Raw genomic sequence first — 26,556 nt, forward strand, 5'->3', positions numbered from 1 at the left:
TTTAAACAAATGATTTAGATTATTTGAAATATTTCTCTAATCTGAGTTGGTCTATTTTTGGGATTTTTGCTAATTCAAATCCTTCTGGACGTTTGGATAAAGATCTTGTTGCATCTATACCCATTTTGGCTGTTTGTAACTTTTTTTGGTCACTTGAAGGATCTAAACTAGAACCTCGTACTTTTTTGAAAAGTACAATGTCTTTATCGGCTTGAAATCTGGTAGCTAAAGCATATTCTACAGAAGTAGCATCATTAGGATCAATATCGTCATCAACTATAGTAACTTGTTTTAGTGAACGATGTAGCTCAAAGGTTTTTTTGATTAGTTTTTTTGGATCAGAATTTTTTTGTTTTTTAATTTGAACAACAACATGCAGCCAATTACATCCACCATTTGTCATGGAAACTTTTTGGGTTTGTCGATAGAATTTCTTTAATTCTCCATTTAGTTTAGATTCAATAGGCATTCCCATCAATAATCTATGTTCAGAGTATCCAGATAAGATATCATGAAAAATAGGATTATTTCTAAAATAGAGATTATCAAGTTCAAAAACAGGTTGTGAACGTTTATGATCATAAGTTTGTAGCATTTCAACCATCCATTCAGGATGAACCCTATCTAAAAGAATTCTTCCTTCCATAACAATTTCAGCATTTGATGGGACATTCAATCCATGAATAGGAGTTTTTGATAAAGTTAATTTTCCGTTTAAAAGAGAATTTGCGATATTGATTTCATCTTTTCCCCATTCATCTTGATATGCACCTGCAATTGAGATGGCAGGATGGACACCTACAGTTACTGCAACTCGTAAATCTTCACCATGTTCTTTTGCATTAACAAAGCATCTATGAAGATGTCTTCCTTCTACCATTCTAATTGAGAAATGGTTTTTGTCGATGGGCATCATTCGATGAAAAGATGAATTTTGTTTTTTTGTTTCAGGATTTTCTACATACACGATAGATGATGTGATGAATGGACCAGATTCTTTTTCAAAATGAGTAATAACAGGTAAACAGGAAAGATCAGTAGATTTATTCTCCATAAATTTACCTCGGGAAATAATTTTTGGTTTTTTTGCTCTTTTAATGGCAGATACAATTCTTTCATGAATGTTCTTTTCATTACCTCCTACTGCTATTGCGAATTTTTTTCTACTTCCCACCAAATTTGTGACCACGCGAAAATCACTGTCTTTTACATTTTCAAATAAAATACTATGTGAGCCATCCATTTTTGCAGTTATGCCCGCAATTTCATATTTTGTAGAAACTTTAGTTTTGACGGTTTTTAATCCTTGAATCTTCTTTATTTGAGAGATGTAATTTCGTAAATCAGTCATTATCAATCACGTTCATTATTTCAGACATTAAGTCTTTTGCAACGTCTGGAGTTAATTCTTTTTCAATAAATGAAGAAAACAAAGTAATTCCCCTTATTCGAGTACTAATTCTTTCAGCTACAAGTTTTAAGAAAAGAGATTCGGATTTTGATGGAATCACAGTTGTTGTTATAGGAGTGGGTCCCGTAGCTAGAGAAACAACCATAGAACCTATTTTATTTGAGCCTTCAGATAAAGCAATAAAATATCCATTTTCAAACTTCTGAATTTGCAAAGAAAAACTACGACTCTCCAAATGTATTATTTTTTGGAAAAATCCATTTGGAGAGTTCAATAAGTTCCGAACAAATCTTATGCTTTTATTGCTATTGATTCATCTACTTGAGAGTCTACGATGTTTGAATTTTTTTTACAGTTCTTTGCATGTTTGTCTGGATATACAAACAATTTTCCACAATATTCGCATGGAGTTTTTTCTTTAGTTTTCGTAGTTGCTTTGGTTTTTGCTGTTTTTGCTTTTGATTTGGATTTTGTCGTAGCTTCTGCAACTGTTAATTCTTCTGATTGAGTTTCAGCAATTGCTTTAGCTTCAATAGAATCAGCTTCAACTCTCGCACGTAGTTTTGCTTTGTACTTTAGATTACGAGGTTTGGTTCTTAATCTATATCCACAACATGGACACCAAAGGCCCTCCCATTTGATGAATATTTCACAAATTTGGCATCGACGTTGTCCAGAAGCATATCTTCCAGTTCCAACAGGCTTTTGAGCCTTATATCTAACACAAATTCCTTTACAAGTCATCTTGGTGTTATTTTATAGAATTCATAACTATATAAGCATGGATCGATAAATTATTCAAATTTTTCCCAATTTTTTTTGAATTCTTACAAAGTTTTTCTCGATCAGTGTTATTAGTTTCAACGAAAAACAAAAAATCTTCAATAAATATGTATAGTTTATTTTATTGATCTGTTTTTTTGAAAAAAGCATGCAATGCAGTAGTTGTTTGATCAAAATTTTCATTATGATCGAAAAAGATGATAATATTCAATAACGTAAAATGATTAGTTAAGAAAAATTTTAAAAAATTAAAAAAACTTATCCTGTAATAGACAATGGTAAAATAGATTGTCTTGAACCATCTCGTTGAGAAATATATTTTGCAGAAAGCATGTCACGTTTTCCTCTTTGATTAAAATTTTTAATTTTCAGACTGGTTTTTTGTTCGTCTACATATTCTATTTCAAAAGATGAACAAAATTTCAAGTTCAACATATCAATAATGTCAGTAGCAATTTTCATATTTCCATTACCGATTTTTATTATTTTTCGACTTGCTCTAAGACTACTTAAAATTTGAATAACATGTAAAACAAAAGATTCAACTGAAGAATGAAAAGAACTCTCAATTTCTTGTCCATAATAGAATATGGACAAACCTATTCTTTCTCCAGGATCTATTCCTAAAACTAGGACATCATCAAAATTCAGGTGGAGTTTTTGCATCATTATACCTCTTAGGACAGTATGGTGATAGTCAAAGACATCTTCATCATGGATGATTTTTGAGTATTTCTCAGGGAATTCTTTCTTTGTAGTAAGAATCAGATGCCCAGAATATCCTCGTATATCATCAGGAAGAATAGAATCAAATGGTAATTTGAGGGTTCTAAGATAGGTAGAAAATCTATAATATGGTTTGCCATATACAGTGGCAATTCCAATACGAGCATTAAGTAGAGGATCTATGGTAGACAAAAGGTAATTTAGAATTTAGCATTATGCTTTCAAAACAGTTGACACAACATGCTTCACTGCTTCATCAAAATTGGCATCAACTTTTGATTGTATTTCAGAGAGTTTTGATTCCCCTTCCTGAGCAATCTTTGCAGATTCGGCATTAGCCTTCTCTTTTGAGGCATTTATAGCAATTTCAGCCTCTTTTGTGGCTATTTCCCGTGTTTTTTCTAACAAATTATCAATTTCAGCTTGGGTCTTTATTGAAAGCTGTTTTTTCATATCAGAAACCTTGCTGCTTAGAGAATCCAAGTCATCTTCTAACATATTTAATGACTTTACTATGCCTGTAACTTTAGATTCAGCCATACTCATTATGTTTTGAGGACAACAAATCCATTACTTAAACCATTCAATTTAAACTAGATTAGCGATTATTCAGTTGTGAGGATTATCCAGTTGTGAGCAAAAGAATTGCTCTTGCAAGATCACCCTTGGCATCTTCTAATGCATTTTTTGCCTTTTCTTCATCAACTCCGGCTTGTTGACTAACAAGTTGTATATCTTCTTCAGAGAATATTGGAACCTCAAGTTCTCGTTCTTCATAGCTGTCTGCAGTCACAGTAAAAATCGAATTATCCTTTGCTTTCATTTCAGTAACAGAAGGCTTTGAAATGATAATCTCTTTTTTATCAGTTTTAATTATAACCTCTTGAACATTTTGGAGTTCATTCATATCGAGACCCATTTTGTCCATCATTCTTCGCATTTCGCGATTCCCTCCTCGCATCATTAGCTATGATTCACCTTTACGACTTTTTAAACTATCTCTGATCTTAATGGCTACTCCACGATTAAAAGCAGAAATCATTTCATAGGACAAAACTGCTTTTCCTACTGCAATTACCCGGTTTTTGAATAAAACAGGAGTATCAGCAGAAATACGTACATTTTTTCCACACCAGGTAATATGCTTACAAAAAACAGATCTGCCCTCTTGTATAAATGGGGCTGCATCTTCAGAAACCTCTACGCAATTTTCTCTAAATAATCTATTTTTCATTAGAATTTGGGCAAAAAAGGGACTAATTGCAAGTCCTCCATCAATTCTCAATGTACAAAGTAAGTCTCCATGATAAGAAACTGTTTTTATCCTCCCATTTTTTCGAGAAAAAGTAAACTCAACATCTTTTGGTAAATACTTTGAAGTACCCGCACCAAACAAAGCATCAATTGAATGCTGAAGTTTAAGAAAAGAGTCCATACAAGCCAATTAATGTTTCTAAATATTAGTTCAATGTTTCACTATAATCAAAGGATCAGACTATATAGACTAGCCTTTTTCCATTAGATATGGAAGATAGAGAAGAAACAAGGAAAATTCAATTTACTGGAAAGTCTTCATACATAGTTTCATTACCAAAACAATGGATTATGGATTTGGGATTAAAACAAGGAGATCAGATTAGAATAGTAAGAAAAGGCTCATCAACATTAGAACTCTATCCTCCAAAGTTTGAGTCACGTTTACAAAAAAAAGAGGATGCGTTAATACAAATTGAATTTGAGGAAAAACCATCTACAATAGTTAGAAAACTAATTTCATTGTATTTTTTAGGATTCAAAACCATAACTGTAAAACCAAAAAGCGATAGACTAAATCCAAATCAGAGAAATGCAGTAAAAGAAGCAGTCAAGAGAATGCTAATGGGAACTGAAATCATCTCAGATTCCACCAGAGGAATTACAATTCAAGTATTAGTAAATTTGTTAGAATTATCAGTAGATGGCGCTTTCAAGAGAATGATTCACTTGGCCAAGTCCATGTCAAATGACGCAATTTTGGCAGTGAAGGAAAACAATTTGGATTTGGCACAAGAGGTAATTAATACAGATGACGAAGTCGATAGGTTTGGATTTTATATCATACGACAATTAAAGATAGCAATTCAAAATGAACACATGTTAAAAGAAATGGGATTTAGAAATCCTAGAAATTGTCTCGGATACAGGTTAGTTGTAAAAAACATAGAAAGAACAGGAGACCATGCATCATTTATTGCCAAAGACCTCTTAGAATTTAAAAAACCAGTAAAAAAAGAGATGCTAGAAAAACTTCAGGAAATGAATGAGTTCTGTCTATCCTTGTTAGATGATTCTTGTCTTGCCCTATTCAAAGAAGATCACATCCAAGCTGAACAAACAATTGAAAAAACTAGTGAAGTTCAGAAATATGAAAAGAGAGTCAGAGATAGTTCTGAGTCTCTAAAAGATGATGAGGAAATATACAGAGTCAGACGAATGACAGAGAACATCAGAAGGATTTCAGAGTATGCAAGTGATATTTCAGAGATAGTTCTGAATATGAACATAGAAAAAGCTTTAAAAAAATAATCTCAGTTATAAAAAATAAAGAAAATAATGGAAATTAACGAATAGGCAGATTGGGAGAAGGTATATCGACTTGAAAAAATTAAAGAGTTACCATAGTATGAAGAAAAAATCGATCGACTTAGACGATGCAATACAAATTATTAAGAATGGAAAATTTTTAGAACTAGGAACTGATCCAGGTAATCAGGCAGCAGAATTATCAAAAAAAGAGTTGATGTAACAGGCTCAGAAATTTCTCCAACGGCAATTCAAAAGGCAAAAAAAATTTGATTACGTAAGATTTGTACAGGATCAGATCCTAAATTCTAAGTTTGAGTATGAATATTTTGATTATATACTGGATAGAGGATCTTTTCATGTTTTTTCAGAGATTGAAAGAGAGAAATACAAAAAACAAATGCAAAGAATTTTGAAAAAGGGAGGGTTGGTTTTCTTAAAATGCATAAGTAAAAAGGATGCCAGTATGGGGAAAAACAAAGAATCTCATAAATTCTCAGAAGAACAGATTAGAGATTTTTTTTAGAGATCAATTCGACATAATTAAGGTAAAAGATACAGTGTATTATGGTAAAATCAATCCACTTCCAAAGGCATTATTTGTTATTTTAAAAAAATAAGTTCTTTTACGTCAAGTTTTACAAAAAAATGGAAATGAATTCAGCGATTTTAATTACCTATGACAAGGAAGACGCAATTAACGAAGCTAAGGGACTATGTGATGCTGCAGGATACCAGGTAGTTCACACAATCACGCAAAAATTTCTCAAACGACCAAAATATGGAATAAGTGGAGGAATATTAGAAAGGTTAGAAGAATTATCAGAGAGGTTAAGACCAGATGTTATTGTATTTGATGAAATTTTAAAGCCCAGTCAGAATTACAACCTAGCATCAATACTGCATAGAGAAATTTTAGATAGAGAGACATTAATTTTAGAAATTTTTGAAAGAAGAGCTTCAAGTGCAGAATCAAAATTGCAAGTAAAGTTAGCACAATTAAGATATGAAATGGCAAGAGCAAAAGAGAAAGTACGTCTTTCTAGCATGGGCGAACAACCAGGTTTTATGGGAATTGGAAAATTTGAGGTCGACGTATATTATAATGACATAAAACATAGAATGCAAACTATACGATCAAAATTAGAAAAAGCTGGAAAACAAAGAGAACTTCATAGAAAAGGACGGAAAAGAATGGGATTTAACACGATTTCATTAGCAGGATATACATCTGCAGGAAAAACCACTTTATTTAATAAAATGACAGGGGAAACAAGAGATGAAAATAAAGAATTATTCACAACACTTTCAACCACAACTAGAAGAATAACAATAAAACAAGAACCATTTTTAATTTCAGATACTGTTGGGTTTATCAGTAAATTACCTGCATATATGATAGATGCATTCAAATCAACTTTAGAAGAATTAGCACATACAGATGTGGTTATCGTAGTAGTAGATATTAGTGATTCATTATTTGATTTAAAAAAGAAATTTGCGAGTTGCATGAGAACTCTAAGTGAATTAGGAGTAGAGGGAAATAAACTAGCATTTGCATTAAACAAAATGGATCTAAGTAAATCAAATGAAATCATGAATAAAATAGAGATACTAAATTTATCTGGGAAAAATAATTGGGTTTTAGTTTCTGCAAAAACAGGTGAAAACATAGACAAGTTAAAAGAAATGGCAGCAAATATCATAGAAAATTATAGTCTTACAAATCCAAAAAACATGTAGTTAAAAGAAAATGAAAAAAGAATTTAAAATTGAAGTAGTTAGAATAGGACAACGTCTTGTAAGAGATGACAGAGTAACAACGCATGTTGCATTAGTTTCAAGAGCATTTGGGGCAAATAAAATTTTCATGACCGAGGTAAACCCAGAAATCAAAGAAACGTTAGATAAAATCAATACAACTTGGGGAGGTTCATTTGAACTTCAATTTATTGAAAAATGGAAAACAATAGTTAAGAAGAAGAAAGAAGATGGGTTTCAAATTGTACATCTGACAATGTATGGAGAGAACGTTAATGATGTACAAGAAGAGCTTCAGAAGAAAGATAAAATTCTCATCGTAGTGGGAGCAGAAAAAGTCCCTAGAGAAATTTATGAATTAGCAGACTTTAATATTGCTGTTGGGAGCCAACCCCATTCTGAAATAAGTGCCCTGGCAATAGTATTAGACCGTATTAATAATGGAAGGCAGTTTGATAGAGATTTTCCAAACGCAAGAAGAAAAATCATACCTGCAAAAAAAGGCAAAAATGTGCAAGTAAAAGAAACAAGGGATTAATAATAGAAAATCTGAGTGTAGATAGAGTTGGTAGACAAATACGAGGATCCATTTGTGAGAATTGCATCCATGATTGGAGGAGATGAATACCTAAAGGTTGCAAGATCGCTTCTCAAGGCCGAAGATGCAACAGATGAAGAGATTGCAAGTTCAACCGGACTTAGGATAAATATGGTAAGAAAGGTATTGTATGACCTATTTGGAAAATCTTTGATTACAGGAATTAGGGTAAAAGATGAAAGAAAAGGCTGGTTTGTTTACAGATGGAGAACCAGAAGAGAAGAAGTAGAACATTTTATTGAAAATCAAAAGAAGAAAATCACAGAAAGACTACAACAGAGATTAGATTATGAAAATGCTTCAGATTTTTATCATTGCGGAAATGAGGATTGCCCTCGTGTAACATTTGAAGACGCACTTGAAGGAATGTTCAAATGTCCATCATGTGGAAATGTCTTGAATCTAAAAAAGAATGATAAATCTAAAAAAGCATATTCAAAAAAGATTGATGAAATCAAAAAGGACATGCAGCAGATATTCTGATAGAAAAATAAACAAATTGAGAATCTTAGCCTAAAGTTATTTCAATAAATAAAAGTTTTTTTGATAAACATGGTACTAAATTAAATATGAGAAATAGAGGGAAAAATCCTTGAGCCAGATTACGACAGTCAATCCAGCCACAGCAGAAGAAATTAAAACATACACACCAATGACTAAAGATCAAGTTTTTGATTTAGTACGAAAGGCCAAAAGAGCATTTCCAGAATGGAAAAAAGATTATGAGAAACGGAGAAGTTACGTTTACAATTTAATAGAATATCTTAAAAAAAATAAAGAAAAACTAGCCAAAATCGCAACTGCAGAAATGGGTAAGGTGTTAAAAGAGTCAATCGGAGAAGTTGAAAAGTGTGCATGGGCATTAGAATTTTATGCTGATCATGGAGATAGTTTTCTCTCCGATGAAGTATTAAACACGGATGCAAGAAAGAGTTTCTTAACTTTTGAACCACTTGGAGTAATTGGATCTATCATGCCTTGGAATTTTCCATATTGGCAAGCATTGAGATTTGCAGCTCCATGTTTAATGGCAGGAAATGTAATTGTTATGAAACCATCAAGGGTAACAACACAATCTGGTATTGAAATTGAAAAAGCATTCACAGAAGCTGGACTACCTGAAGGGATATTTCAGACAGTTGTAGGAAGTGTAGATTCTGCAAACCACTTGATCGATTCAGATGTTAATGCTGTTACTTTTACTGGTAGTACAAATGCAGGAGCAAAAGTTGGCGAAAGATCTGCAATGAACCTGAAAAAATGTGTATTGGAATTAGGAGGAAGTGATCCTTTCATTGTATTAGATGATGCAATTATTGAAAAAGCAATTGAAGGAGCAGTGAAAGGACGATTCATTAATTGTGGACAAAGTTGTGTCGCATCTAAAAGATTTTTTGTGAGTAAAAATATTGCCGAGGACTTTATAGAATTATTTGTTAAAAAAACATCTGAACTCAAAATTGGTGATCCTACTTCTATTGAAACAGATATCGGACCAATATCAAGTAGTGAAGGGTTAGAAACAATTTCAGGAATAGTAGAAGATGCAAAACAGAAAGGTGCCAATATTTTATTGGGTGGATCTAGGGTAGATGGGAAAGGTTTCTTTTACAAACCAACAATCCTTACAGATATCAAACCAGACATGAGAATTGCCAAAGAAGAAACATTTGGACCAGTGGCACCAATTACAATTGTAGAAAATGAAAGTGAGGCCATTAAACTAGCAAATGATATTGAATTTGGGTTAGGAGCCAGTATTTGGACAAAAGATCTTTCAAAAGCTGAAAAAATATCAAGACGAATTGAATCTGGAATTGTAAGCGTCAACAATGTAGTGGTATCAGATCCAAGAATTCCATTTGGAGGAATTAAGCATAGTGGATTTGGAAGGGAGCTTTCAAGATATGGTATGTTGGAATTTGTGAATATCAAATCAGTCAGATTTTATGATAATCTAGTGCATCATCATTATGTAGAATAGAACAACTAAGATCATATCAAGAATATTTAAAAAAAGATATTCCGCTAAGCAGAAAACTGAATTAGTAATAGTTGTGATGAATTTTCAAGGCAAATTCCAGGATTTTCAATGAAGATCATCTTCTTCTAGATCATCATCTTCTTCTAGATCATCATCTTCTTCTAGATCATCATCACATTCTTCCAATTCAATATGAGTAACAACCCCATCATCTCCAAAGTAGATCTCAACGCATATGTTAGTGGCTAAAGTAGAAGCTAACGATTCTGCCAATATTTTGGGCAACGAGTTTCCAGAAAGATCAGCATTGGTCGAATATCGGAATTCAGTGATTTCATCCTCATGATAAAATTCTATTTCAATAGTGCCATCTGGAAATTTTCGGACTCCAACAACTTGTCCAAAAACGCTAGAAGACAAATCTAACTTCCTTGTTGAGATACATCCTTTACAAGATTTTCTGCCAATCGTTCATAATGGCTTCGAGATTTTCCCAACTCTTTTAATTTAGAATCTTCAATTTCATTCAGTTCCTTATCCACTTTTTGAGCAACATATTGCAATCGAGCTTCAGCCATCATGAATAATTTGTTATTTTCTTTCCACAAATGTTCAGTAATATGTTCCACGTATTGTTTCATGTCATTAATCAAATTTTCAGAGTTTCCAGATGAAAGATATTCTTTAGCAGATTCTTCCATATGTGCACCAATTTCTCGAGAACGTTCATGATCTATCAACATCATTGCAATTGGACCCATATTCTTAGGAAGACCAGCTTGTTCTAATGCAGGAAATAAGGATTTTTCTTCTTTACTATGATGACAAACATCAGTAAAATTTTTTGAAAAATCAATTACTGGAAGTAATATTGATTCAGGAATCTGTTTTTTATCATTTAATAACTGAATTGTAGATTCCATAGCTTTGATAACTTTTTCAATTAATTCATGATCTTTTCTTAGGGACGCAGTTGACATGTTATTCATGGAAAAATGCAGATATCTAAATCTTATTGATTTGATTTTAAATAATTAAAAGATAGAAATTAGTTAACGATTAATCGCTAACTAATTGGTTTAACGATTAGAAAGACCTTCTGCTTTAACAAATGCCCAAATCTTTTTGGTCATTTCACTTGGTGCAATAGGTTTCTTTCCAAACACTTGTTCTACAGTTTCTCTACGACCTGCAAAATTAATTGCATATCCCCCAAAAGCTTGTTTTTTTGTTTTTGTCGCAGCTTTCTTTTTAGGAGTCGTTTTCTTTTTAGTTGTAGTTTTTCGTTTTGTTGTATCTTTCTTTACTGCCAATTTATGTAATTTTATTTTAAATAAAGTATAATAACTTACACCCTGACATACCGTAAAACAAGATGATTTTTGAGTTTTTTAACAGATTTGAGAGTAAGATTGGGTGACTTGGATATTTTTGAAAACCCTTTTCCCTGTACAAAGGATGTAGAATTTGAACCTCCAATTAGAAAAGGAGAGACAGTAATTATCATCTCATCAAAAAGATTTTTTTCAATAAATTCCCAGTTAACAGATCCACCACCTTCAACTAATATATTTTGAATTTTTTGGTTAGCTAATTTTTTTAATAATGATTTGATGTTTACTGAATTTTCACCAACTACAATTACATCTACAGGGAAATTACGAAGTTTAGAATAATTTGCTTTACTAATTTTTTTTGATACGGCAATTATTGTTGGAATGTTATTACTTGTTTGGAGAATTTTAGAGTGGTTTGGAATAATTCCCTTTGAATCTAAGATTATTCTAATAGGATTTTTCCCTTTACTGTATCTTACATTTAGTAATGGATCATCTTGTAGTAGAGTATTCTTTCCTATTAGAATTGCATCAACTTTAGATCGTAGTTTATGAAGCCTAATTTTATCTTCTTTTGAAGATAATTGAGAATTACCCGTCTTTGTTGCAATTTTACCATCAACAGATATTGCGGCACTAAGAATAACATAAGGTCTAGATTTTGTTGTAGACAAATTTTCCCCCAATCATAACTGCTTTGATTGTAGATTCAGAAGCTCTATGAACAATAGCAGCATAAGGATTATGCATTGGTTCCAAATCTAATGCATGTTTATCAAGAAAGACACAATCTGCAATTTTTCCAGATCCAATTATTCCTATTTTTTTATTTAGAATTTTTCCTCCATTTACTGTAGCCATTTTAAGAATTTCTTTTGGATCAATTCTTTTTTTGTGAATTCCCATTGTCGTTTTCCATAAAAAATCCATCTCCCTAAAAATGTCAGGGGAGTTAATCATAACATTGTCAGTTCCCAAAGCTAATGTGCATCCAGTTTTTTTCATCAATTCTATATCTGGGATACCTTCTGCTAGTGCAGAATTAGCTCGTGGACACACCACAATTCCTCTAGTTTTTTTTGCAGTTTGTAAAAGATCTGTCTCAGAAGCATAAGTCATATGAATCAAGAAATGAGGCTTTACATACAAGGAACGAGTTGTTTCAGAAAGTCCCAAGTCTTTTTTAGATTTAGAAGTACTTTGTCTTGTCTCAGAAGAGTGAATAGCTCTCAGTTTGGATGTTTTTGAATAATACTTCAATGCTTTAGAGCTATTCTCATTTGCGCCACTGATACCCAACCCATCACATTTTGTGAGAATTTTTTCTAAATCTGGTTTTAGTTGATTAGGAAACGGAACATTTTTTTTGATTTGGTCATCATCAGGATAGAATTCTATTCGGCCTAAAATTATTCCACGTATAGGAAGATCAGACAAAGCTTTTTTCAATAGTAAGACGCCGTCAATACCACCTTCTCTAAAATCAACAAATGTAGTGATTCCTTTTCTTATCATTGAATGACAAGTATTTCTCATAAAAGATGTCAAGTTTTCTTTAGAGGTATTTTTCAAAATCCTTGTTTTTGCTCCAAAAACAGGATGAATTCGCTGATCAACAGAGCTATCAAGAGTGAAATCTTTTCCAATAGAATCACCGATATGGGTATGAGCATTTATGAGTCCAGGAATTAATAATAATCCTTCACAATCAATAATTTGATCATTTTTTTCTGAATTAATTTCAGGATGAATTTTTTTGAAGAGATTTTTGTTGATTCGAATATCAGTTTTTGATACAAAATCTAGCTCTTCATCTAGCAATGCACTGACATTTTTAATTAACATGATAATTCTAAAACTTCAGGTTTTTCTTTTCCTGAATCTCGAATTTCACGTATAGTGTCAAGGGATTTTGTTGCAAGTTTGACTGCTTCTCTTACGTTAAACCCACTACCTATGCCACAATTAAGGAAAATACCATCTTCATTTTTTATCATATCAATGAATTGCTGAACAGATTTTTTTGCATCATCGCTGGCAACTACCATAAAATTATCTCCTCCCATGAAAAAGGTTAGAGAGTTTTTTTCCATGAAAAATTTAGACATTTTGGAATGCAATTCAAAAATAATAGAGGAGATTTCATAGGGAGAATTTGTTTTTCTTTTAGAGGTAAGATCATCTACGTCTAAATGCATTATAGATACATTAGATGTAGATTCACCATTAACAAAACCAAAAATACTGTGTTCTTGGTTGAGAATCGTTTGTGTTTTTTTTCCTTCATATGCCTTTAGATTTGCTTCAAAGGGAGATTTGGCAAATCCGATAGAGATCGTTAGCCGTATATCAAATAATTGCTCTAATGTTTTTTGAATCGCAATATGATCATCTAATGTAAGACCATTTGACACAACAAAGAATTCGTCTGCCCTATTAAGGAAAACTAGACAATTTTTTTCAGAGAATAATTTCTGGATTTCTCTATAAAGTGATGCTTGTAGCATTTGTAATTCATGTTCTCTATCACTACCTAGAGTTAGTGTCCATGGACCATATTCTGTTATCTTTAAAATGCTTAGTTGAATCATTTCTCAATTCTCTTTAATTCTTTGGATATTTTTACTACTGCTTCTACTGCACGTTCAGCTACGGGTCTGATTCTTGCATATGCGTGTCTTTCTTGCATTCCAGGACCAGAAATTCCTAAAGATACCGGTTTTTTATATTGTAAAGACAAATCTGTTAAAGACTTTGCAGCAGAATGAGAAATCACCTCATCATGTTTTGTCTGTCCCTTGATTATTGCACCCAGGGTAACAACGGCATCGACGTTTTTTTTCCTTAACAATGAATCGACAATAATCGGCATATCGTAAGCACCAGGAACTTTACAGGTATAAGTTATCTTTAGTTTCATTAAATTTGCTTTTTCTTCAGCTGCTGAAAGCATTCTAGATGTCACTTCCTCATTGAATTCCGAAACCACTACTGCAATATTCAAAATTAATGCACCTTTGCGTACTCTAAGAGTTCTTTTCCATCAATTAATGGAATTCCATGTTGTTTTCCAAATTTTTCTGCTTTATCAACAGAAAGAGCAGAGTAAGTTTCAGCATCCATCATTTCACATATTGCAGTAATAGGACTCAATCCGGCAATCTGAGCAAGATACACAGACATTTCTGTATGTCCTTGACGAGTAGATAAGAGACCTTTTGAAGCAATTAGTAATGGCACATGCCCCGGAGTTTTAAATGAAGAAGAAAACTTTTTTTGTTTATTTTCAATATTGAATAGATTTGCCATTTCTTTTATTGTTAAAGCCCGATCTTTATCAGTAATCCCAGTATAGGTTTGATAATGATTGACATACAATGAAAAAGTTGGATGATCCCCATATGGAGCCAAGCCCATTATCATCTCCTTGTTTGATATTGTAGAATTGGATAAAATATCATGCATATAGGTCAAATTCAAATCGTTTGCAAAATTATGCTCAAGCGCCATACAAAGCAGGCCACCAGCATTTTGACGCATACGTGCAATATGCTCAGGAGTTACAAATTCGGCTGCTACGACCATATCAATTTCGTTTTCTCGTCCAGCAGAATCAAACAGTAAGACAAACTCACCATGTTTTAACGATTCAAGTGCAGACTCGAGAGACATGTAAAAAAAGCATTCAGATCTAATTATAAAGCTTACTAAAATATTGGTAATTACCACTTTATTGGTAATTATAGAAATTTATTTTAGAATGTATTTTCCGAGAATGTCAGTTTCAATATTAACTTTGTCGCCTATTTTTTTGGTGTAAAAATTGGTAACTTCAATAGTATGTGGGATTAGAGAAACAGAAGCTACCGTGCCTTTCACATCAATAACTGTCAAGCTAATTCCATCCACAGCTATTGAACCTTTTTTTACAATGTATTTAGAGAGTTTTTTTGGAACCTCAAACCAAACGGATACTTCCTTTGGTTTTTTTAGAATTTTCTTAATTTTTCCTACTCCATCCACATGTCCTAAAACAAAATGACCTTCTAGCCTATCTCCTGCCTTTAAACTTCTTTCAATATTTACGATTCCACCAACCTCTAGATTTCCTAGATCAGTTTTTTTTGTTGTTTCTTCAATCATCTCAAAAATACAACTTGATTTTGAGATTTTTGTTGCAGTAAGGCAAACACCATTGAGTGCCACACTTTGTCCAATTTTCAAACCTTTTCCATATTTTCCTAGATTAACTGTCATTTGAACAGCACTCCTATTTTTTGTATTTTTAGAAATTTTTTCTACTTTTCCTACTCCTTCTACAATTCCAGTAAACATCAAAGAATCTTAATTTTCTTTGTATAAAATTATTTAGATGAATTTCAAAAATTATTTTGAATCGTATTTCTGGAATTCATCATCACAAAATTGATGGAATATGGAGCATTTGTTTTTTTTAGCGTCGTTTTTTATTTTCTCCATTTCTTTGTTTAGTACACCCTGTGCTGCTAAAAATGCTTCATCATTCATCTTTAATTTCTCAAATAGTCTTGATTTGGCTAGAGATATTTCCTTCAAATTTGGATCAATCATCTGAGCTTTATCATAATAGTTAATCGAGTCTTTGTAATTTCCAAGGTGACTTAGTGAGATAGCCTTGTTCATCAAAGCAGTTACATCATCTGGATCAACCCTTAGAGCATCATCATAATAGTTAATGGCTTCTTGATGACGATCTAATTGATTCAATGATAGGCCCATGCTATTTAGTGTCCAGGTGTCGTTTGGGTTTTTTGATAATATTTTTTGGCATAAAGCTAGGACATCATCGTATTGCTTCAAACTTTCAAGTGCATAAATTTTGTTTTTTAATGCATACGTATCTGAATCTTTTATCTCCAGAACTTTATCACAATAAGAGACAGCTTCCTCATATCTTTTTAGGTAAATAAGCGACAACGAAATATTCTGTAGGGCAACCATATCATCAGGGGTTTTCTCCAACAAATTCCTACAATAGTCGTACATGTCTTCATATTTTCTCAAATTAAACATCCTTGTAATTACATTTGTAGGATCTAGAAGATTTACCATTTTACAAATAGTACAACTTCATTATCTTTATTCTATTCGAATAAAATAAGGATGTATACTACTAGATGAGAGAATTATTTTAAGGCCTTACGTAAGGTTTCATTCAATACTTTTGAATAGCTATACGATGACTGCTCTTGTTGAATCAACTTTGCTTGACGTAATCTTATTTTTTTATCTAGGTCTTCATCTATCATTATAGTTACGCGTTTACTCATCGAGATTATTTAGAGCAAAAAAATTTTACAATATAAAGCATGTGTAAAATTTAGGTTGTGAAGATCAAAGTCTATTTTTCAAGCAAATCAAGAAGAGCTTTTGCTTGTTTGAAGTGTACTTCATCTATCATTTTTCCTTCAACAGTAGTGGCGCCGGTTCCTTTTTTTGTTGATTCAAGGTAAGTTTTACAAACTTTTTTGGCCCATTCAATCTCGCTTTTGTTTGGATGGAATAATTTATGAGTTACAGAAATATGATCTGGATGAATAATGCTTTTTCCTGAATAACCTAAACTTTTTCCAAATTTACAATCTTGTTCTAATCCCTTTGAATCTTTAAGATCTTGCCAGATTGCATCTATTGCAGCTACACCTGCAGCACGAGCATCTACAGGTATTTTGCTTCTAGAATATTTTGCACCTTCAGAATCTTTAGTATATTCTACACCAATATCATTAAGAAGATCAAACACGCCAAAAACTACTGCTACTACTCTTTTACTACTAGAGGCAATTTGGTATGTATTAACAACACCTTCAGCAGATTCTATAGAAGGAATTAGTTGTATTGGTTTTAGTTTCCGTGTTTTTTCTAATCCTGATGTTGTTTTTTCAATTTTTTTCAGTTCTTTTACATTGTTAACTTTGGGAATAACAATTCCATCAATTCCTTTTTGAACAATCTCTTTTAGATCAACAGGGATTTTACCAGATAAAGGAGAATTTGTACGAACAAAAATTGAAGATTCGTAGGATTTTCTAGATTTAAGAGCAGCCTTGATTAGCTTTCTTGCATTTGTTTTTTCATTGTCTGGAACAGAATCCTCTAAATCAAAACAGACAATGTCAGCCTGCAGTTTTTTTGCCTTTTCTAAAAATCTAGGATTGTTTCCAGGAACAAAAATGAGACTTCTGAAGAGCTGAGTCATTAAATGACTAAGCGCCTTCAGGCTTCATTAAGATTTTGCCAAAGAACTTACCATCTAACATTTTTGTGTGAGCCTCTGCAGCTTGCTCAAATGTGTAGACAGAGTCAACAATTGACTTTAGTTTTCCTTGACCCATCCAGTATAATCCTTGATCAAGTTCGGCTTTGGTTCCTTGTGTTGAACCTAGGACATTAATTCCTTTGAAGAATATGTGTCTAAGATCTATTTGTGCGTCATAACCTGTTGTTGCACCACATGAAACTAGAGATGCGCCATACTTGAGTAAGGTTAGTTGTTTGTTGAAGTGAGTTTGACCAATATGATCAAATGCAATATCAATTCCAGGTGCTTCACCTTTTGTTTTTGCAAGTTCTTTTGATATCTTAAAGACTTCTTTTTGCCAATCATCTTTTCTATGATCTACTGCATGATCTGCGCCAAGTTCTAGACATTTATCTAATTTGTCGGGACTAGCAGTTGCAATTACATCACAGTTGTATAATTTTGCAATTTGAATTGCAAAGCTTCCAACACCAGAACCACCACCCATTACAAGTACTGTTTGGCCAGGAGTAATGTTAGCTCTTCCAACTAACATATGCCATGAAGTAAGAAGAGTCATTGAAGCTGCTGCTGCATCTTCATATGAAACACTATCAGGAATTTTTGAAACATTGACTTCTGGCAAGTGAATTTGTTCGGAGTATGCACCCCATAGTGGTCCAGTTTGGAAACCCCAGACTTGTCTTCGGGTACAGTCAAATTCTCTTCCATCAGTACATGCTTTACAAACTCTGCATGCTAAGTTTGAGTGAGAGACAACTCTATCTCCTACTTTGAAATTTTGAACATCTTCGCCTACGGCGATAACATCTCCAGCTACATCAGAACCAGAAACATGTGGAAGAGGAACTGCTACTGGAACTCCTCTCATTCCCCAAATATCATTATAATTTAGGGCAGATGCCTTATTGGTAAAAATTACCTCATCTGGTTTTGGTTTTGGTTCATCAATATCCTGGACTTTAAGGATTTTTGCATAATTATCATCTGGTGCATATTCATTGTATACTACTGCTTTCATGAATATACCGGTTTCTTACCCATAATTATATTTTTTTTAACTTTAGATTCGATTAATTTTAAAATCACGCTTGGGTTGTTGGATTGACAATAATATCTGCTTTAATTGATCATCAGTTAGTTGGCCACGAATCTTTCCTTGAGTTGCCATTCCTATAAGGTATTGTTCAACAAGATCAGATAATTCTGGTTTTACCATTTTAATATTATTCAGTCTCATTCTTGCATCAGGCATCAATATTTGCTTTAGAATTTGCTCTTTTTGTGCTGCAAGTTCCTTGTTGGAATTGTTGTCTTGAGAGAATTCGTCAGATTCAGGAAGGCTCATTTTGAATCTATGTGTATACTTTAAGTTGAGGGTTCTCAACAATCAATTCCTTAAGAATTTCAGTTGCAAGTCTATCAAGTTTTTGCATTCCTTGTTTGGAAATTACGCGACCTTTCTTCTCAACTTTTTCAAAATAACCAAGCTTTTCTAGCCCATGTATGGCATTGCGAATAATTGCTCCTCCAGCATCTTTATGATGAGCTGCTCCATATCCTGAAGGCTTACCACCGCCATAATCTTTTCTTAATTCATTAATTCCAATCGGCCCATGAAGGTAAATTTTTCTCATAATTGATGCACAGCGAGTATACCACCATTCTCTGTCTTGAGGAGGTTTATCTGCATGAGCTCCTGTTTTAACAAATGGGATCCAAGAAGGTGCTGGAATGTCCTCATTTTTCAAAATATTTGCAAGTCTTCCTATCAACACATCTGCAGGTACATCGTAAACCTTTGCCATGAAATCAAAAAAACGAGAATCGTCTTATAAATCATTGAGGTATTAATTTACGGTATACATGCCCACAAAGATTGCAAGTTACTCTGATCGATTTAACTGAAGTTCTTCCTAATCGAATCCTGGAGTTAATTCCAGGTACGATAAATGATTTGCATTTTTTACAAAATAACATCCTAATTTCATAAGGCATTTTGATTTTATGTCTTGTACTAATCCGGCATGCAAGTAATGCTTGACGTTGTGATAATTGAGGATCTTTTCTTGCATTTGATATTGCATTTTTAATGAGAATCTGCATTCGTTCTAGCGCAATATCTCTAGTACGAGGTTTCATAATCTTGTTTGAATAAAGAGCTAAAAATTAGTTCTTGTTATAATTTAAGATGCAGTCAGCGGGATTCGAACCCGCGTCACAGGGTTGGAAACCCCGAATACTAACCAGGCTATACTATGACTGCAACAGAATGAAAACTTTTTTTCCTACATAAAAATGGTTTTTTCATACTCATAAAGCACACGAGAAGTGATTACATGTGCTTCCAACGAAGTATTTCCAACAGATATTAGGTTGGAGAATTTATTTTCTACTTGATCTGAAAAATGACCTTTTTGAAAACCGCCAATTACGATACAGGATTCATCTGACAAGTCTTTGGTAACTTTTTCAACTGAACTGGGCTTGCCTTTTGTAGATAATCCTACGATTTTTGAGGGATTCAATTCTTCAATTAATTCAGAAAAAGTTTGATCTTTGATGGACAATAACATATGATTTTCAGTTTTGATATTTTTTTCTATGAATAATTTTTCAAAAAGTCCTGCAAACCTATGATATGATTTTGGAATATGTACATTTGGGTAAATGTGAATTACTTTATCATTAATTGTGTGAACAAAGATTTCAATTTTATTCTCAAAAAATAATGGGATGGATGTAGCTTCTAAAATAGTAAAATGAACCAGATCAGGACGACCACGTTTTATTTCATTGTCAAGTCCTTTCATTGCAGCAAAGTGCCATGAATTATCAAGTAGAATTTCAGATGTTTTTTTGCCAAGTTTGCGTGCATGTGAAATAACTGATGGATGAGATTGTAAATTTACAGGTACAAGTTCAAGAGAAGACTCAGCTAGGATTAAAGAAATCATTTTAATTAATTATTTTGATTTGATTTTTTAATTCATTCCATCCTAATTTGGGATTACCGTTAACATCGATTAATCCTGCATTACAAACATAATGATTTAATCTTTCAATTACATGCTCACTACTACCCAAACTAGAACCTCCACCAACACTTATTTTTTCATTGCCGATTTTTTGTAATTCTGAAACACAAGTTCCTTCAGGTCTATCATATTGTCTATACCATGTAAAGAACTCTAATTCAGATTCATTTTCAGAATAAAATTCAAATGATTTTTCTAAAAATTCTTTCTGAGATTCTGGATTACCTGCTACAAAATCAGATGTACTCCAACTAATCTCAAAAAATCCAATTTTTTTGTCAGAGATAATTTCAAATACTTTTTCTAGGTCTTCTTTGCCTTCATTAGGTGTCTTTACTATATCATTTAAAGAGTCCACAGGGGAATATGAAAAAGCTACAAAATCACCTATTGCCAGATCACTTACTATATGTCCTAAATCTTTGTTTAACACATGGTGTAATGCAAAGGAATTTCCAATCTTGATATCAGGATGTTTTTCTTTTAGTTGTTCATAAACTCCAGAAAATAATTCCTCATAGACAGGAATATTTTGCTCATAATATCGGAATTGAGATTCTGTTTCACCTGCAATTATAACAGAGTCTATTATATGATAACGAGAAAGAATTTCGTCAAGTACACTTACCAATCTATCTTCTCCAATAGAGTTAAGAGAAGGCTTTCCAACCCAGTTTGGAAAAGGACCAAGAGTTTCTCCATTAATAATAGAAAAGAAGAGGGTCACTTTGAGATTATTTTTTTCATTTAGTCCCATCACTAAATCAGATTGATTCCAGTCAAATTCACCACGTTCTGGTTCGATTATATTCCAAAAGAGGTACACATTGCTTCTGCCTATTCCAGTTGATGACGCATCAGAAAATATTTCATCGACTTGTTGCACAGATACGGATGAGCTTGGAGAATTTATCACCAATCCAATTTTTTCATTATTATTTGTATGAGAAAGAGGTTTATCATTTGGCGATATTGCAACTAGAGATACAGATACAATAATTATTATTGCAGCTGCAATAATTCCTAAAAATTTCTTATCCACGTTAGTTCGAATTAAAAAGAAAGTAAAAAAGTTGTGTTCTGGTCTTTAGCCAGAAGTACAACCACTATATCCGCATTCTATGCAGATACTACAACCTTCTACAAATACAAGATTGTTTTTACAGGTTGGACAAAGACGATCTTCAGAAACTTCTTCTTGTTTTTGTGGTTCAACTAAGAGTTCGTCATCATGTGTCTTTAATGCCAGTGCAGCATTAACTTGAGATTTTATGTACGGATTGGTTATCTTTTGAGTTACATAATTTGTAATGTGTTCACTTGGTATAACCTCAAATGTCTTTTGTGCATTCTCACTTGTCATATGTAGAACTTGTTTGTGTCTAGAACCATCACGATAAACGGTAATTCCTTTAAGACCTATCTCGTGAGCCAACAAATATGCGGATTTTACATCGTCAGCTGTTACGTCATATGGCATGTTGATTGTTTTTGCAATTGCATTTCCAATCCAGTCTTGCCATACACCTTGAGCCATAAGATGATCAGCCCAGTGGATATCCATTGCAGTAACAAAGACATCTTGCATCCATTGTGGAATTTCAGGTATGCCTTTTAGAGAACCGTAATTATCTGCGATCTTGGCAAGAATTTCGTCATTATAGAGATCATTTTCTTTGAGTACTTCTTCGACAATCTTGTTTGTGTAAAAGAATCGTCCAACAGTGACCCTCTTTTCAAATACTAAAGCAAATGCAGGTTCCATTCCATTTGAACAGTCAGCAATCATGGATAGAGTTCCAGTTGGAGCTACTGTAGTGGTCAAGACGTTTCGGATTCCATACTTTTTGATTTTTTCAATTAGGGCATCCCATTCATAGGAGTGAGATTCTTTAGGTTTTTCATAATATCCTGCAACTGGAATCTTGCCTTCTGGATATTCTGTTTTTGAACATAGTGGGAATTCACCTCTTGATTTTGCAAGAGCAACGCTTTCTTCCATGGAGTAGTAAGTTAAGGCTTCAGAGAGTTTAGATTGTAATTCATATCCTTCCTTTGAGTTGTATGGAATTCGTAACTTGTACAACAAGTCAGCAACTCCCATTACACCTAAACCAATTCTTCTGGATTCCTTTGATGCTTTGTTAATTTCATCAACAGGATAGTGATTAACATCGATGATGTTATCCAAGAATCTTGTTGTTTTTCTAATTGTCTCTTCATATCTTTGCCAATCAAATTCGTATGTTCCATCTGCTTGTCGTTTTACTAGATTTACCAAGTTGATAGAACCAAGATTACATGATTCGTATGGATACAGACTTTGTTCTCCACATGGATTAGTTGCTCTTAACGGTGCTTGTCTTGCTTTAGCAAACACATTGTATTTGTTGATTTGGTCAAAGAAGATCAAACCAGGCTCTGCGCTTTTCCATGCAGATAATGCAATTAGATCAATTAATTGATGTGCATTAATTTCTTTTACAGGTTTTTTGTCACGTGGACTACGTAGCATATAGTTGCCATCCTCAGTATTAACAAGTGAATGCCAAAAGTCTTCCCAAATACCAACACTGATGTTAAAGTTCTCTAAAACACCAGGTTCAGTCTTGTTTGTGATGAATTTTTCAACATCAGGATGCCAGGCCTCAATAATACCCATGTTGGCACCACGTCTCTTTCCTCCTTGTTTGACTACTTCAGTTACAGTGTTAATGATATTCATGAAAGATACCGGACCAGAGGCCACACCAGAAGTAGAGGCCACAATGTCACCTTCTTCACGTAGATCAGAGTAATTGATTCCAACTCCCCCACCTGACTTGAAGATTAATGCTGCATCAGAGGTAGATTTCATGATTTGTTCCATTCCATCTTCCATTCCTAGAACAAAGCATGCTGAAAGCTGTCCTAATCTTCCGCCAGCATTCATCATAGTAGGAGAATTAGGCAAAAAGTCTTGAGAAGTCATCAAGTCTAGATATTCTGTAATTTTATCTGCATAGTTGTCAAGCTTCTTGGCAGCAAGCAGTGTCAAGAGATCTTTGAAGCTTATCTTCATTTGACCATTATTTGCAAGAGTCACATAGTGATTGATTAGAGATCTAAAATGCCACTTGTTTAGATAATAATCTCCAATCTTGAACTTGTAATCAAATGCATCTAGTTTTTCAAGATAAGATTTTGCTTCATCAATGTCTTGAGTGATGTTTCTTGTTTTATCAAATATTTGTGGATCATACATGACATCACCAATACCGACCAGAATTGCAACTCTTTCAAACATTTGAGTTGGAGATTCAATAATTTCGTTTTTCCCATTTCTGAAAAGGTATCTTGACGCTAATACTCTAAGACAATTTAGATCAAATTTCTTAGATACAGGATCAAGTGATTTCAGATTCAAAACTTTCATTTTTTCTTCTCTTAGTTTTCTTCTCTCATGTCGATAAACGATGTAGGCTTTTGCAATATCGCTATTTCCGCTATCAATTAATGTTGATTCTACGATGTCCTGTATGTCTTCTACTGTAGGCGTTCGAGAGCTAGTAAATCCCTGCTCTACTAATTTGTCAACTACTTTCTCAGCTAGTTGATCGGCCAAACCACGATCGGCTTTAGATGTGGCTGCTAGTGCCTTGTATATGGCACTTGAAATTTTATCTTTATTGAAAGCCGTTACTGCGCCGCTGCGCTTACGGATCTCATTGATCGTATTTTCTATTTGTGAATTATCCAATTATAATCTCCCCGCAAAGGGTATAATGAATATGGATATAACTTGTGTGTTCGAAAAATTTTGATCTTATCCCGTTAATGTGTCAATTTTTTTAACACCATTACTATGAAATTCATATCAACATAACTTTGATGACAGGTGACGATGATCGGCACAACAACATTAGAAGAAGATTACCTTCAAGAAATGTTAATTTTAGACTACGTAAGGGGACTTACACTTTGGACATTTATCTACGAATGGTTCATCCTTGTATCCGCATTCTCCACATATCGCAGTTTTCTTTATAGGCTTAAATGAAGATGTGAGTTCGGCCATCTTTTCAATGGATTTTTTGATATCACTAGGCTTGGTGTCTTGATCGAGTTCTAATTTGACAAGCATGCCTCCATTTACTAATTTTGAGATCTTATTGCACTCAGAAACACGATCACTTTTAGTGGTATAATCGGAAATTTCTGATGCTTTAAAGGACATTCCCTCAGAATAAGAGTCATCATCCATAGAATTTAAAGCAGAATTTTTGCCGTATTTTTCTCCATCCAAGGTGGCAAAACGATCAGAGCCTTCAGTTTCAGTCATGCAAATAGTAACAGGATCTCCAAGTTCTTTTCCTTTTTTGGCACCGACATCTACTGCAGTTTCAATTACCTTGCGAAGTATTTCGCGACCTTCCTTGTTGTCCTCAAATCCAAGAATATTAAAAACAGCTTCTTTGAGTCCAACCAAATTAACAACAAGAGAGACCGAGCTTCTTTGCATGTATTGTGTATTCTTTGCAAGTATAGGATTAAGACCTCGTCTTGTAAGATCAGATATTTCTTGCTTTCTTAATGCCATAGATGATAAAGCAGGTTTCATTAACAATGCAAGTCTTGCTCTAAAGTAAGTCTCATCTTTGTTTGATTCAAATGCAAGTCTAGGAAGATTGATAGAAACTGATTGTAATGTAATTGAAAGAGAGCTTGTATTCTTTGTAGAGTTGTTTGTTATTCCAGAGCTAGATGTTTGACCTTTTGCAAACATAATCTTTCCACCAAGTGAAATAATTTCAGATGCAGATTCTGAAACATCAGTTAATTTTCCTTTCTCATAATCTACAATCAATCCTATTTTTGGAATAGGAGTAATCTTGGTATATTTTTTGTATGCATTGATAATTGCGTTAATTGTTTTTGTTTCAGAACCTAATTGTAATCGAATTGATATGTTTGTACTTGTTTTATTATATTTGGATGTTGTAGATGCAGTTGCAAATGCGTCACAAAGTTTCTGTTCAAGTTCAGGAAGAGACTTTGAATGTTTTGTAAATAATTGAACTAATCCGTCAACGACTATTTCTTGAGATGCTTCTTTGGATAAGAGTGAAAGAACAACAGACAAGGAACTTGTAATGTCATCAAGTTGTTTTGATGGAGGAATTCGTGAGACATCGAGATATTTTCCTCCAAGATCAATACCATCTTCAATAAGATCTTTGATATTAACAAAGACAGTGTCAGGTATCATAGACCAGATTCCAGGATTGGTAATGTGCAAATCTCCAGATAGATGAGAATCAGCCACATCTTTTGGCAATATGTTAGTGAGTAAATGTTCGGCAAATACTCGTTGGCCAGTATTAAAGAGAAGGCCTTCTGCACCATTATCGATATTATCCAGGTTTGAAATCATCTCCTGAACGTCATAAACAGGCAAACCCAGGCGTGCAAGTTTGTTCCTATACTCTTCATGACCATGTTCTAGAAGAACAGAGTTTACCATTTCTCGAATTAAGGAGCCAGTCAGATAGGTAGTCTGATATTTGTAAATTCTATTTTCAACTTCTTCGGTGATTTTTTGAGCTAACTCTAGTGGCAGACTTCCCTCGCGGACCAGAGATTGTATAATTTTATGAGAATTAAATTCTTCAATGGATTCATGAGATGTTCTAACATACATTTTACCACTTTCAATAATTGATCTTTCTTCAATCTGCCTTGCCAAACTCAAAACTAATTTTCCAAGATTTGTTATTGTGTAACGTCTTTCGGATTTGTTAAGTGCAACAAGAGATTGTCTTAATAATTTTCTGAGATGATAAGCAAATTTACCACTCTCTTTTTTTGATTTGAATCCAGCTAATGATTTTAATTCAGAGTAAGTTAGAGGGCCTTTTGAATTTAATATTCTAAGTATGTCAATTCTGTTTGGACTTGCCATTACAGAAAAAATCATTCTTACACGTTTTGAAGTAGATTGCAAAATTCCACTTCTCTTTGGTTCAGAAATTTCTTCAGTTAATTTCATAAATTTTTCTAAATAGAAGGAGTAAAT

General features: G+C 33.3%; 32 protein-coding genes, 1 tRNA gene and 1 pseudogene. 7 read left to right on the forward strand and 27 right to left on the reverse strand.

Going from position 1 to position 26,556, the window contains the following annotated elements; genetic code table 11:
- Positions 1-19: 19 nt before the first annotated feature.
- The 7 genes from ACOQN3_RS09505 to ACOQN3_RS09535 all read right to left on the reverse strand — a co-directional run bounded on the left by ACOQN3_RS09505 (position 20) and on the right by ACOQN3_RS09535 (position 4,355).
- On the reverse strand, positions 20-1,351 hold the full coding sequence (locus tag ACOQN3_RS09505; protein ID WP_420546217.1) for a UbiD family decarboxylase: 1,332 nt from the start codon (positions 1,349-1,351) through the stop codon (positions 20-22).
- The gene (locus tag ACOQN3_RS09510) at positions 1,344-1,685 is read right to left on the reverse strand and encodes a proteasome assembly chaperone 4 (RefSeq protein ID WP_420546218.1); all 342 of its coding nucleotides are present in this window, start codon (positions 1,683-1,685) and stop codon (positions 1,344-1,346) included. Before ACOQN3_RS09510 ends, ACOQN3_RS09505 begins: the two co-directional genes overlap by 8 nt.
- Positions 1,686-1,702: 17 nt before the next feature.
- Positions 1,703-2,155 (reverse strand): hypothetical protein, encoded by a 453-nt coding sequence (locus tag ACOQN3_RS09515; protein WP_420546219.1) that lies wholly within the window; start codon positions 2,153-2,155, stop codon positions 1,703-1,705.
- A 297-nt stretch (positions 2,156-2,452) separates the two neighbouring features.
- Positions 2,453-3,073, reverse strand: a complete 621-nt coding sequence (locus ACOQN3_RS09520) for a hypothetical protein (protein WP_420546629.1) — start codon at positions 3,071-3,073, stop codon at positions 2,453-2,455.
- 60 nt (positions 3,074-3,133) lie between these two features.
- Positions 3,134-3,460, reverse strand: a complete 327-nt coding sequence (locus ACOQN3_RS09525; RefSeq protein ID WP_420546630.1) for a hypothetical protein — start codon at positions 3,458-3,460, stop codon at positions 3,134-3,136.
- Between the two features lie 82 nt (positions 3,461-3,542).
- Entirely contained in the window at positions 3,543-3,884 is a 342-nt protein-coding gene (locus ACOQN3_RS09530) for a nascent polypeptide-associated complex protein (RefSeq protein WP_420546220.1), read from the reverse strand.
- A 3-nt stretch (positions 3,885-3,887) separates the two neighbouring features.
- On the reverse strand, positions 3,888-4,355 hold the full coding sequence (locus tag ACOQN3_RS09535) for a PUA domain-containing protein (protein WP_420546221.1): 468 nt from the start codon (positions 4,353-4,355) through the stop codon (positions 3,888-3,890).
- Positions 4,356-4,444: 89 nt separating this feature from the next.
- On the opposite strand from ACOQN3_RS09535, the gene ACOQN3_RS09540 reads away from it, so the two are divergent.
- From ACOQN3_RS09540 to ACOQN3_RS09570, 7 genes and pseudogenes are all read left to right on the forward strand, one after another.
- On the forward strand, positions 4,445-5,485 hold the full coding sequence (locus tag ACOQN3_RS09540) for a PhoU domain-containing protein (protein ID WP_420546222.1): 1,041 nt from the start codon (positions 4,445-4,447) through the stop codon (positions 5,483-5,485).
- Between the two features lie 97 nt (positions 5,486-5,582).
- On the forward strand, positions 5,583-5,705 hold the full coding sequence (locus ACOQN3_RS09545; RefSeq protein ID WP_420546223.1) for a hypothetical protein: 123 nt from the start codon (positions 5,583-5,585) through the stop codon (positions 5,703-5,705).
- A gap of 30 nt (positions 5,706-5,735) precedes the next feature.
- A pseudogene (locus tag ACOQN3_RS09550) lies at positions 5,736-6,008 on the forward strand (methyltransferase domain-containing protein); the annotation flags it as partial.
- Positions 6,009-6,136: 128 nt separating this feature from the next.
- Positions 6,137-7,225 (forward strand): GTPase HflX, encoded by a 1,089-nt coding sequence (gene hflX, locus ACOQN3_RS09555; RefSeq protein ID WP_420546224.1) that lies wholly within the window; start codon positions 6,137-6,139, stop codon positions 7,223-7,225.
- Positions 7,226-7,235: 10 nt separating this feature from the next.
- Positions 7,236-7,781, forward strand: a complete 546-nt coding sequence (locus ACOQN3_RS09560; protein ID WP_420546225.1) for a tRNA (cytidine(56)-2'-O)-methyltransferase — start codon at positions 7,236-7,238, stop codon at positions 7,779-7,781.
- A 27-nt stretch (positions 7,782-7,808) separates the two neighbouring features.
- Complete coding sequence (locus tag ACOQN3_RS09565) at positions 7,809-8,324, forward strand: transcription factor (protein ID WP_316506991.1); 516 nt, start codon at positions 7,809-7,811, stop codon at positions 8,322-8,324.
- A 109-nt stretch (positions 8,325-8,433) separates the two neighbouring features.
- Entirely contained in the window at positions 8,434-9,825 is a 1,392-nt protein-coding gene (locus ACOQN3_RS09570) for an NAD-dependent succinate-semialdehyde dehydrogenase (protein WP_420546226.1), read from the forward strand.
- 105 nt (positions 9,826-9,930) lie between these two features.
- On the opposite strand, the gene ACOQN3_RS09575 is transcribed toward ACOQN3_RS09570, so the two are convergent.
- From ACOQN3_RS09575 to nrdD, 20 genes are all read right to left on the reverse strand, one after another.
- Positions 9,931-10,245, reverse strand: coding sequence for a hypothetical protein (locus ACOQN3_RS09575; protein WP_420546227.1), 315 nt, complete (start codon positions 10,243-10,245; stop codon positions 9,931-9,933).
- A 2-nt stretch (positions 10,246-10,247) separates the two neighbouring features.
- On the reverse strand, positions 10,248-10,805 hold the full coding sequence (locus tag ACOQN3_RS09580; protein WP_420546228.1) for a hemerythrin domain-containing protein: 558 nt from the start codon (positions 10,803-10,805) through the stop codon (positions 10,248-10,250).
- Between the two features lie 99 nt (positions 10,806-10,904).
- Positions 10,905-11,138 (reverse strand): hypothetical protein, encoded by a 234-nt coding sequence (locus ACOQN3_RS09585; protein WP_420546229.1) that lies wholly within the window; start codon positions 11,136-11,138, stop codon positions 10,905-10,907.
- A 35-nt stretch (positions 11,139-11,173) separates the two neighbouring features.
- On the reverse strand, positions 11,174-11,836 hold the full coding sequence (locus ACOQN3_RS09590; protein ID WP_420546230.1) for a 2,5-diamino-6-(ribosylamino)-4(3H)-pyrimidinone 5'-phosphate reductase: 663 nt from the start codon (positions 11,834-11,836) through the stop codon (positions 11,174-11,176).
- A complete protein-coding gene (locus ACOQN3_RS09595) occupies positions 11,817-13,007 on the reverse strand; it encodes an amidohydrolase family protein (RefSeq protein WP_420546231.1) in 1,191 nt (396 codons plus the stop codon). Before ACOQN3_RS09595 ends, ACOQN3_RS09590 begins: the two co-directional genes overlap by 20 nt.
- On the reverse strand, positions 13,001-13,753 hold the full coding sequence (locus ACOQN3_RS09600) for a GTP cyclohydrolase IIa (RefSeq protein ID WP_420546232.1): 753 nt from the start codon (positions 13,751-13,753) through the stop codon (positions 13,001-13,003). Before ACOQN3_RS09600 ends, ACOQN3_RS09595 begins: the two co-directional genes overlap by 7 nt.
- Positions 13,750-14,166 (reverse strand): 6,7-dimethyl-8-ribityllumazine synthase, encoded by a 417-nt coding sequence (gene ribH / locus ACOQN3_RS09605; RefSeq protein WP_420546233.1) that lies wholly within the window; start codon positions 14,164-14,166, stop codon positions 13,750-13,752. Before ribH ends, ACOQN3_RS09600 begins: the two co-directional genes overlap by 4 nt.
- A 2-nt stretch (positions 14,167-14,168) precedes the next feature.
- A complete protein-coding gene (gene ribB, locus ACOQN3_RS09610) occupies positions 14,169-14,834 on the reverse strand; it encodes a 3,4-dihydroxy-2-butanone-4-phosphate synthase (protein ID WP_420546234.1) in 666 nt (221 codons plus the stop codon).
- Positions 14,835-14,912: 78 nt separating this feature from the next.
- Positions 14,913-15,497 (reverse strand): riboflavin synthase, encoded by a 585-nt coding sequence (locus ACOQN3_RS09615; protein ID WP_420546235.1) that lies wholly within the window; start codon positions 15,495-15,497, stop codon positions 14,913-14,915.
- Positions 15,498-15,548: 51 nt separating this feature from the next.
- Complete coding sequence (locus ACOQN3_RS09620; protein ID WP_420546236.1) at positions 15,549-16,253, reverse strand: tetratricopeptide repeat protein; 705 nt, start codon at positions 16,251-16,253, stop codon at positions 15,549-15,551.
- Between the two features lie 289 nt (positions 16,254-16,542).
- Positions 16,543-17,400, reverse strand: coding sequence for an HpcH/HpaI aldolase/citrate lyase family protein (locus ACOQN3_RS09625; protein WP_420546237.1), 858 nt, complete (start codon positions 17,398-17,400; stop codon positions 16,543-16,545).
- 7 nt (positions 17,401-17,407) lie between these two features.
- A complete protein-coding gene (locus ACOQN3_RS09630) occupies positions 17,408-18,484 on the reverse strand; it encodes a zinc-binding dehydrogenase (RefSeq protein WP_420546238.1) in 1,077 nt (358 codons plus the stop codon).
- A 42-nt stretch (positions 18,485-18,526) separates the two neighbouring features.
- Positions 18,527-18,811: a DNA-binding protein gene (locus ACOQN3_RS09635; protein WP_420546239.1), complete on the reverse strand. Its 285-nt coding sequence runs from the start codon at positions 18,809-18,811 to the stop codon at positions 18,527-18,529.
- Between the two features lie 7 nt (positions 18,812-18,818).
- Entirely contained in the window at positions 18,819-19,271 is a 453-nt protein-coding gene (locus ACOQN3_RS09640) for a 30S ribosomal protein S19e (protein ID WP_420546240.1), read from the reverse strand.
- 31 nt (positions 19,272-19,302) lie between these two features.
- Positions 19,303-19,605, reverse strand: a complete 303-nt coding sequence (locus ACOQN3_RS09645) for a ribonuclease P protein component 4 (RefSeq protein ID WP_420546241.1) — start codon at positions 19,603-19,605, stop codon at positions 19,303-19,305.
- Positions 19,606-19,655: 50 nt separating this feature from the next.
- A tRNA-Gly gene (locus ACOQN3_RS09650) sits at positions 19,656-19,729 on the reverse strand.
- Positions 19,730-19,751: 22 nt separating this feature from the next.
- On the reverse strand, positions 19,752-20,420 hold the full coding sequence (locus ACOQN3_RS09655; RefSeq protein ID WP_420546242.1) for a ribosome biogenesis protein: 669 nt from the start codon (positions 20,418-20,420) through the stop codon (positions 19,752-19,754).
- A 1-nt stretch (position 20,421) separates the two neighbouring features.
- Positions 20,422-21,543, reverse strand: a complete 1,122-nt coding sequence (locus tag ACOQN3_RS09660; protein WP_420546243.1) for a hypothetical protein — start codon at positions 21,541-21,543, stop codon at positions 20,422-20,424.
- Between the two features lie 45 nt (positions 21,544-21,588).
- The gene (locus ACOQN3_RS09665) at positions 21,589-24,240 is read right to left on the reverse strand and encodes an adenosylcobalamin-dependent ribonucleoside-diphosphate reductase (RefSeq protein WP_420546244.1); all 2,652 of its coding nucleotides are present in this window, start codon (positions 24,238-24,240) and stop codon (positions 21,589-21,591) included.
- Positions 24,241-24,435: 195 nt separating this feature from the next.
- Positions 24,436-26,529 (reverse strand): anaerobic ribonucleoside-triphosphate reductase, encoded by a 2,094-nt coding sequence (gene nrdD / locus ACOQN3_RS09670; RefSeq protein ID WP_420546245.1) that lies wholly within the window; start codon positions 26,527-26,529, stop codon positions 24,436-24,438.
- Positions 26,530-26,556 lie beyond the last annotated feature (27 nt).

The organism is Candidatus Nitrosopumilus sp. (assembly GCF_965223225.1).
In the GTDB taxonomy this organism is placed as follows: domain Archaea; phylum Thermoproteota; class Nitrososphaeria; order Nitrososphaerales; family Nitrosopumilaceae; genus Nitrosopumilus.